The following is a 280-nucleotide window of genomic DNA, read 5'->3' as shown; positions in this document are numbered from 1 at the left end:
GTCGTCCCAGCGGGCCTCCAGCATCGCCTCACGGAACTTCTTCGACCCGTTCGCGTTCGTCCGCTCACCGATCGCCATGTACGCGGTGTCCTGCCGGAACGGCACCGTCTGGTACAGCGAGGACGCACCCGCCTCCGGCCGGGGTTCACGGACGGCCGGGCTCAGGTCACGGACCCGCTCCACCACCTGGCGCAGGTGCTCCGGCGTCGTACCGCAGCAGCCGCCCACCAGCGAGAGCCCGTACTCGCGGACGAAGGTCTCCTGGGCGTCGGCGAGCTCG

1 protein-coding gene is annotated in these 280 nt (G+C 71.1%); it reads right to left on the bottom strand.

Going from position 1 to position 280, the window contains the following annotated elements; translation table 11 throughout:
• A partial coding sequence (locus ACEPPI_RS40890) for a homocysteine S-methyltransferase family protein (protein WP_373920297.1) occupies window positions 1-280 on the bottom strand: 280 nt, incomplete at both ends.

The organism is Streptomyces sp. AB3(2024) (assembly GCF_041862025.1).
Lineage (GTDB): Bacteria > Actinomycetota > Actinomycetes > Streptomycetales > Streptomycetaceae > Streptomyces.
The sequence above is the reverse complement of the archived record's forward strand: the minus strand, read 5'-3'. Positions and strand labels throughout refer to the sequence as shown.